This is a genomic window from Marinicrinis lubricantis, assembly GCF_042658665.1.
Lineage (GTDB): Bacteria > Bacillota > Bacilli > Paenibacillales > KCTC-33676 > Marinicrinis > Marinicrinis lubricantis.
Genome location: NZ_JBHSQV010000114.1, coordinates 1 through 8539, shown reverse-complemented (window position 1 = coordinate 8539; position 8539 = coordinate 1). Strand labels below are relative to the sequence as shown.

Below are 8539 nucleotides of genomic sequence, written 5' to 3'. Positions count from 1 at the left end.
GAAATCACGAAAGTGCTGGCAAAAAAAAAGTACAAAATCGGTGAAAGGCAACCCTCACTCCAAAACCGCACTATGTGAGGCTGCATGGGCCGCCTCGAAGACACGAAACTGTTCACTGTCCGTTAAGCGCTGCAGCCAAGTATTCGCATCATACTTCTCCTTGCGGCTGTCGATCCATCCGTAGCATAATGCGCTTTCCAGTGCCTCTGCATAAGAAACCGTTGCCGTATCCGATCCCTTTTTCGCAATATGTACGAACACACCCGGTGCAGAAGCATGATTATGCTCAAGCCAATGCTCAAACTCTTCCTGCGTGCTGAATAATAGAATCGGCAATTCCCCGGATTTCCCCACCTTGTTCACCTCATAACAAGATTTGATATCCCTAGCATAGCATCATTTACTGATCATGGATTGTAAAAAAGCGCCACAGCAAGTTATATCGCAACCATCATGACCGAGTCAGAACGTACGCAAAATGCTGCAAGGCCGTCTGTGAATGACAGTAAAAAGTGGTGCGGCTCATGTGAAACATTTCGGCGAGTTGGTTCTTATTCCGATCCTTCTGTATATAGACGGCACGTAATATTTGCTGCTCCAACGGAGTTAGCGGACTACGAGGCTGCTCTGCTGCAAGAAGCTCTTGTACTTTCCTTTGAATCACGGTCCCCGCCCAATTCAGCCGCTTCGTGACGGAAAGCTGCTCAAGCTCGCGTATATTAAATAGATGCTGGAGTATCTGCTTCGCCTCACTTCCGTCAATATCCACAACGGCCTCATTCGACTGCTGAGCTTCTAGCTCCTCCGTGACAGGACTCGTTTGCTGAATCACGAGCTTCACCCACTCATCAAAAGTGGTTTGCCGGAAATCCAGCTCCCATTTCGTGACAATCGTTTCATCGAAAGGGCCGAATTCGATTGGAATAGAATCCCTCTGCTTAAATCCTAGAATCGGCAGCAAAGAATTGAGATGCACATCGGCTGTAACGATAATCCCTCTCAATCCGCTTGTCATATGTATCAACCACTGCTGCATAAGCAGCGCGCCAAGCTCTTCCGAACGGTAAAGCGAATGTCCTACATCCACAGCCGCTAATAATACGCATAGCGTATCTGGTGTATCTGGTGGAAGAAGACGTAGCTCCTCCAAATCCTCTCCTACAATCCCCAACATTCCAGGTGCGTATCGTTCCAGTAAGGATAAAGTCATGGCATGAAGCCATATCCCCGCGCAGAAGGCGAGCGGTTTACCCACTTCATCACGCACAACACAAATTCCCTCTGGACTATGTACCGCAATATCCTCAAGGAGTTCATGATAATCTTCAGATTTGGCGAACTCCGACTGCCAATCGGACTGATTTATCGATGCGGCCAAAAAACGATGTAAATAAGGCAGATCCTCCGGTTGGAACCGGCTGTCTTCATTAGGCTTATAACGGGAAGAAAAATTCACGTACGCATGAGCGGAAGGAAGGAATTCCCTATAAAGCTCCAGCACGTGAGACGCGATGCGCCTCTGCAGACGTTGGTCTACCGTATGGAAAAGCTCAGCCAGCCGCTGGAACACCTTTTGGCGAAGATCTTTAAACTTATCTGGGGCCCTGCGCGCATAATCGTCTCGCAGCAATCGAGATACGACATGATGTAAGGTCAGACCTTGGGGTGTAGGTCGGACAAATGACAGCCCGCTAAGCAGGTGATACTCTGTGGAAGTGATCGGCAGCTCCAAGAAATGATTGATCATCGTCTGATCGGCTGCAGGCAGCAGCGATAGAACCGTTAATGCGTCATAATGTACTGACGAAGCAACCTCTCTGAGCAGCTCGGCGCTCAATATCGTCGGAATTTCATCGTTCTCCATCGCCCCATCTTCTTGAGAACGCAGTAAATCAACCGTTAGAGCCAGGAGCAGAGGATGGCCCTCGGAGTTTTGTGCGATATCCACCTGAACATCGGCAGCCAAACCGCTTCCCTGCAAATACTCATGAACTTCTTCACGCGTAAACAGCTTTAATGGAAATCGTTGTATACGATTTCTCCAATATGGATTCATCCGCCATTTGGCTGGCAGCTCGTTTCGGGAAGCCATAATGAGAAGCATCCCGGTAGACCGAAGCTGAGGGAGGAAGCTGGAGAGAAGCCACCCCTCCAGTCTTTCTAATCCTTCGCCAGTTATCTATCAATAGAATCGTTCGCTGTCGCGACAATTCAGAAATAATATATAGCAATAATGGAGTTGCCGGATCTCTTTTTCTTCCATATTCACTTTCCAACCCCATCTCAATACCGGACAAAAAAGAAGCAGACGTAGGCAGATCGACTTGCCCGTCCAACCATAATGTCAGCAGAGAAGCTTGCCTTGACATCGCAGCCATCTCCATCAGAAGCGTCGTTTTGCCTATGCCGCCGATCCCGGAAATCGAAAAAATTAGTGTCTCAGGGCAAGGATTTGTCATCCAATGCTCCAACCGCTCCAGCTCTTTATCCAATCCAATCACACGCCGGTGGTCGAAGCTTTTTTCTTTAGGCACTTGTTTCATTCCGCACTCTTCTTTCCAGGGATAAATTTGAAACAAAAATGAAACATTGGGTATACCCTTTATACTATATTATGAAATATATCGATAAAACTCTAGTGTTACGTAACGGAGGAATATGAAGTATGAGAAGATTGTCCGCAATGCTAGCTTCGTTCATTATTTTGGCTATGGTGAGCCAAACCATGCTATACACCCCAAGGGCCTATGCAGATGCAAGCCCGTCACCTCCTCCCATCTTGGATGGTTGGGTCCAGATATCTACACCTCAGCAGCTCCTTTATGTAGACGAACATCAAGAGCAATATCTCTCCCAGAATATACAATTAATGAACTCTATCGATCTATCCGGTTATGAATGGATCCCTTTAGGAGGCAATGACTATGATAGTTTTAGCGGTACGTTCGATGGGAGAGGTTATCTGATTTCAGGAATTACCATCACAGACAGTAATCTGAAGTACGCTGGATTCTTTGGACTCGCTTCCGGAACCATTCAAAATCTCGGTGTCGAAGTTGACATTGACAGTGGCTTTATTACAGGTGGACTAGTCGGATGGCTAAGCGAGGGAAGTATCGATCGTTCCTATTCGTTTGGAAGCGTAAGGAGCAATTATGGCAGCACGACGATCACCGAAACAGGCGGATTGGTTGGAGGGGCGACCCATTCGACGATATCCCGTTCCTATTCCACTGCTTCCGTTGTTGGAGCTACAGCAAATAATATCACTGTGGGAGGCTTGGTTGGAACGATCGGAACAAGTACCATTCGTGACTCCTATGCAAGAGGTTCCGTCTCTAATGAACAGCATCTTTCTCATGTTTGGTCCGCCGGCATAACCACATACACCATCAATGGAACCATCCAAAACACTTATGTAACCGGTCATATCGATACTCCAAGTACCGGCATAAATGTCATTTACAGCGGCCTTGTGTCTGGCTTCTATATGAATAGTTCCGTTCTCAGCTCCTTTTTCGATACAGAAACTACCGGACAGACAATTGGAATTCAAAATAGCTCTTCCGACAATGATACGAGCGGTGCTGCAGCCAAGACCACAGCGGAAATGCAGCAGCAATCAACCTATGAGCTTGCGGGCTGGGATTTCACGGACACGTGGACCATTCATCCGGATGTGAATGATGGCTATCCTTATTTGAGGCCGTCCATTCTAACAACGACATTGCCGGACGCCGTGAAAGATGCCCCATATTCTATGTCTCTTGCGGCATTCGACGGGGCAGCAAGCGGGATAACCTGGAACGCGATCGGTTTGCCGAACGGCCTGACACTGAGCAGCTCCGGTATGCTGCAGGGTATACCTGAAGAATCGGGTACTTTCAATATACACATAACGGCAACCGATGCCGGCTCTGCCGAGGCCAATGCCACCCTTCTGTTAACCATTAGGGAAAAAGCACCGGATATTGCAGCATTCATCACATCCGGATCTACAAAAGTCACGGCAGTGCCAAATCAACCGAATCATACTTTTGCTTACAAGATCAACAGCTCCCCACCGGAGCAGCCATTCGTCGGTGATTCTCTTCCAGCAGACGCATTCGCTTATTTGATCGGCAGCGATATTCCGAATGTGAGTTCGGGCAGCTATCTTACCGTCTACGAGGTCGATAACCTGCTGCACATTCAGGCTTGGCGCAGCATTCAGCTGGAGCCCGCCCACATTTTTGAGGATATTTCGGAACCAATTACCGTAGGTACGGTTACAGGGACAGTATACGGTGAACAACATCATCCGCTGTTCGGTGTGATGATATCCATCAATGGAAGTCAGACAACGACCGACAGTGAAGGAAGGTTCACAATGCATGACGTCGCCGAAGGAGCGCAGACTATTACGATCTCTGCTGCCGGTTATCAGACGAAAGAGATCAGAGTGAATGTCATGGCGGGAGGAACGATCGATACTGGGAACATCGTATTGACCTTACTACCAGCGACTTCTCCTGTTGGTACGGTGACTGGAACGGTATACGGCTCTGGAAATAACCCGCTGCCCGGAGTATTCGTAACCGCCGATAACATACAATCGACAACCGACAGCCGAGGCAGTTTCATATTGAATGACATCACCGATGGTAGCCATACGATGACTTTCACCGCGGCTGGCTACCAGACAAAAAAAATCCAAGTAGACGTCACCGCAGGGGGAACGGTCGATGTTGGCCGAATTGTGATGACCACCGTCGTTATGGACGAAGATATCCCTAATGTCATCCTGGCGCCGTCTTCATATTCCAATATGAATGTTAAAATGAACGGCAAAGACGTCAGGGTTAAAATCGTAGAGGAAACTGCCAATGATGGACGTCCCGTCACACGTCTCATCTTAGACGCATCTCAAGTGCTTGCACTGTTCGATTCGAATCCCATCGCTGTATTAGAAGTGGACCATACGGATCCGATCATCAAAGTCGATCTGCCTTCGGCGGCAGTGCAGGATGTGCTGCGGAACGATCCGAATTCGGCATTGCTGTTTCGGGTGAACGAAGCAAGCATTACGCTTCCGCTCCACATCTGGGAAGGGATTTCTAACGAGGCAATCATAACAGCAGCTATTTCGAAAGCATCAGAATCGACTAGCAGCGAAATAAATGCGAAGCTACAAGAGAAGGAGATTTTGATGCTGGCTGATCCTATAGATTTCTCTTTCTATATCGACGATAAACCGTTCAGTGACTTCGGAGACACCTATATTGAACGAACGATGACACTCGATTCGAATGTGAATCCTGACACATCCACAGCCGTATGGGTAGATGAGAACGACGAACTACATTTCGTTCCCTCCGTTTTCCAAACGGGACATGGCGAGGCGACCTTAGTCACGATGTATGCTCCGCATAACAGCTTATATACCGTCGTTAGTTCTAACCGAAGCTTTACGGATATTCAAGGACACTGGGCACATGAAGAAATTGAAAAACTGACGAACAAACTGCTCCTGTATGGTGTTTCGCAGGAACACTTTGCACCGGATCGGCAGGTAACTCGCGCTGAATTTGCAGCGATGCTTGTCAGATCGCTCGGACTAATTGAGAAGTCAGGGGTTTCTTCCTTTGTTGATGTGCAATCGGAGGCTTGGTACGCGGAATCCGTATTGACGGCACATGAATCCGGACTCATCTACGGAGATGAAGACGGGGCTTTTCGGCCGAATGAAGCCATTACTCGTGAGCAAATGATATCTATGATGGCAAGAGCGGTGAAATTTGCCGGCAGCCTGCCGCAAACGACAAATCGTTCCGTGCTGGAACCATACACTGACGCTGGCGATATAGCAGAGTGGGCGAAGGAACCGATGATTCAGCTGTTGGAAGCAGAATTAATTCAAGGCGTATCCGAAACAACCTTCGCTCCCAAAAAACTAGCCTCACGCGCCGAAGCAGCTGCTGTGTTGAAACGAATGCTGCAATATCTGCAATTTATCAACGAATAAGCCACATTGCATGTAGATCATTGCCAATTCAGCGATACTAATTCATGACCGCTGACTTGGCTTTTTTCAGAAATTCATCTCGATCAAAACGCCGCTAGTGCTTCACTAGGCTGCCTCGGAATTGGCGAACTTGCCAGATGAGGATGATGCAAGTACATAAGAAAACAGGGATAGCTATAGCTTGCGAAGTAGAAAGCGCGCCGACGCTGCCCCGTATGACATCTCCGCGGAAAAACTCAATGATAAATCTTCCGACACTATAGATCAGCAGGTACATTCCAGCAATGAATCCGTCCGCTCTTTTTCTTCTGGCTAACGCCAGCAAAATGAAAAATAGCATAAAGTTAAAAACACTTGAAAATAGTTGTGTAGGAACGAGCTTCACATCATGAGGAGCAAAATGAGACTCATGATAGGTGATACCGAGCCAATGATCTGTCTCTTCTCCATAGCAGCAGCCTGCCAGGAAGCAGCCAATTCTGCCAAACCCTTGGGCGAGTGCAATTGAAGGAACAAACAAGTCCAGATGCCGTAAAAAATGAATTCGCTGCTTCTTGCAATACAACCAGCCTGCTGCTATCCCTCCAATCATTCCTCCGTAAACAACAAAACCGGAAGAAAGATCCAGCAGCATCTTGGGCTGTTCTACAATCGCTTCGATTTGGGTGATCCAATACAGCAGCTTTGCTCCGACAAACCCTCCGAACAACCCCCAAATGATCAAACCGTAAATAGGGGAAAGCTCCATCTTTCTTTTTTCAGCTCGATAGACCACGACTTTATAAGCGATTAAAACGCCGATTGCAATCATGAGACCGTATGCGTGGATCGTCAAGAGACCTAAATGGAACAATTCATTTTTCATATACATTCACCTCAACTAATATTAATTCATCACCAATACTACAACGTGTAGTATGGTTATTCAAAAAGAAGAGATTAAGAACTCCCGCTTATCGTGAAGAAAATCAGCAATAAACCAAAAAGCAGCATAGGCCGAACAATCGCCATGGGGACTTGAATCTTCTTTTCGGGTTCGAGCACCTGCATGATTCGATAGGACATCGCCGCTTCCGCAAAATGAACCCCAACTTCGCTTTTTTGAATTCCGCCAGCAGCGGTTAGCTTGAACAAGACACGGCCTAAATAATATTCCGTTCCCATCTGCTTGATCGCGAAACGGTCTGCGAGCAATTCCTTCCATATCTCAAAATATCGGAAAATCACCCGTATTGTAGGCAGATATCCGAAACCTTCGGTACATAAAGTCATGATAAACAACTTGAAATTATCCCGATTACTGAGGTGAAATCTCTCATGAAGCAGGATCGCTTCGATTTCTTGTTCATCAAACCTTGAAAATAGTCCACTCGACACCACAATCTTCGATCGCAGCATGCCGATCGTTAGCGCGACGAAGTCATCGTCCTGAGTGACGATCATTTCAATTCCCCATGAACGGTACTTATCCTGAAGATGCCTTGTCAACGCTTCATGAATATTACACCGAAAGTGCCTCATCCACTTATAGGACATAATCGATTGCCTGACCATTCGCCAACCGATCCGAATAAAGGTGAAAAGTATCATCAGATTCAAAAGAATGGCAGCAGCCATTTGGTACATATCCCAAGTTCGAAATGATGCGCTGCTAAATTGCTTGACGAAGGTGATGCCCATCATCGTGACAAGGGTTACGCCAAGCATCAACATGACGGAAAAGAGCAGCCTTACTTTTATTTCTGGCTTCATGGCAATTTACCGTTTTTCATTTCAATTAATTTCGTCTCCAAGCGCTTAATCAGCTCCGGATCGACATCATCCAACGCATCCACCATATGGTTAACGACAAGCCCACCATATTCTTGGACAAGACTTTGGGTTAAAGCCTTCGTTTGTTCCATCAAAAACTGTTCCTTTGACTGTATAGGCGAAAATTTCGAAACACGATTTCTCCCGCCTCCAACGACTGCTTTCGTTAAATGCCCCTTATCCATCAGCCTGTTCATCACGGTCATTACCGCATTAACAGAAATGGAGCTTTCTTGGCTTAAAATCACTTGAACTTCTTTGATGCTTAAATCGCCGGAAGTCCATAAAATATCCATAATTCTAGCTTCTAGCGGCCCAAAAAAACGATTTAACCCTTCTTCAGCCATATTAATTTTTTTAATTTGTACCATGCTTCACCTCCAAGAAACTCCATACTACGAATTGTAGTATGGATATGTTTTCCATGTCAATCATGAATTTTACAATCACCCAGAAAGTGATTTTGGAATCAAATGGAGAAGGTATATTCTCTGATACCTCTCACCTCTATTTTCAAGTGGGTCATTTCGAATGAAATGATGGATGGCTTAGCGAGATATCCGGACTTATTTACTCAACTTTCGCAGCTTGGAATAGCAGATAAGCCTTGATGTAATTGGGTAAAGCAGAGATCCATTGCTGTAATTGACACTGAATCAGAGTGGAAAGCTTTTTCCCTGCTTTTGAAGCGACTTCGTGGATCAGATCAAGCAGTTGTTGTAA

At 46.5% G+C, this 8539-nt stretch carries 6 protein-coding genes and 2 pseudogenes; 2 read left to right on the top strand and 6 right to left on the bottom strand.

The window, feature by feature from the left end:
* Positions 1–127 (top strand): annotated as a pseudogene (locus ACFPXP_RS08905) (transposase); the annotation flags it as partial.
* A gap of 324 nt (positions 128–451) precedes the next feature.
* Here the strand turns inward: ACFPXP_RS08905 and ACFPXP_RS08900 are convergent.
* Together ACFPXP_RS08900 and ACFPXP_RS08895 are read right to left on the bottom strand one after the other, a co-directional pair.
* Positions 452–2092: a bacterio-opsin activator gene (locus tag ACFPXP_RS08900; RefSeq protein WP_379893870.1), complete on the bottom strand. Its 1641-nt coding sequence runs from the start codon at positions 2090–2092 to the stop codon at positions 452–454.
* Complete coding sequence (locus tag ACFPXP_RS08895; RefSeq protein WP_379893869.1) at positions 1998–2543, bottom strand: hypothetical protein; 546 nt, start codon at positions 2541–2543, stop codon at positions 1998–2000. The genes ACFPXP_RS08900 and ACFPXP_RS08895 overlap by 95 nt, the downstream gene beginning before the upstream one ends.
* A gap of 122 nt (positions 2544–2665) precedes the next feature.
* Here ACFPXP_RS08895 and ACFPXP_RS08890 point away from each other — a divergent pair, with 122 nt between their 5' ends.
* On the top strand, positions 2666–6004 hold the full coding sequence (locus ACFPXP_RS08890; protein ID WP_379893868.1) for an S-layer homology domain-containing protein: 3339 nt from the start codon (positions 2666–2668) through the stop codon (positions 6002–6004).
* 94 nt (positions 6005–6098) lie between these two features.
* Here the strand turns inward: ACFPXP_RS08890 and ACFPXP_RS08885 are convergent, their stop codons facing one another.
* From ACFPXP_RS08885 to ACFPXP_RS22745, 4 genes and pseudogenes are all read right to left on the bottom strand, one after another.
* Positions 6099–6869: a prolipoprotein diacylglyceryl transferase gene (locus tag ACFPXP_RS08885; RefSeq protein WP_379893867.1), complete on the bottom strand. Its 771-nt coding sequence runs from the start codon at positions 6867–6869 to the stop codon at positions 6099–6101.
* Positions 6870–6943: 74 nt separating this feature from the next.
* Complete coding sequence (locus tag ACFPXP_RS08880; RefSeq protein ID WP_379893866.1) at positions 6944–7756, bottom strand: M56 family metallopeptidase; 813 nt, start codon at positions 7754–7756, stop codon at positions 6944–6946.
* Positions 7753–8187 (bottom strand): BlaI/MecI/CopY family transcriptional regulator, encoded by a 435-nt coding sequence (locus tag ACFPXP_RS08875; RefSeq protein WP_379893865.1) that lies wholly within the window; start codon positions 8185–8187, stop codon positions 7753–7755. Before ACFPXP_RS08875 ends, ACFPXP_RS08880 begins: the two co-directional genes overlap by 4 nt.
* Positions 8188–8386: 199 nt before the next feature.
* A pseudogene (locus ACFPXP_RS22745) lies at positions 8387–8539 on the bottom strand (IS4 family transposase); the annotation flags it as partial.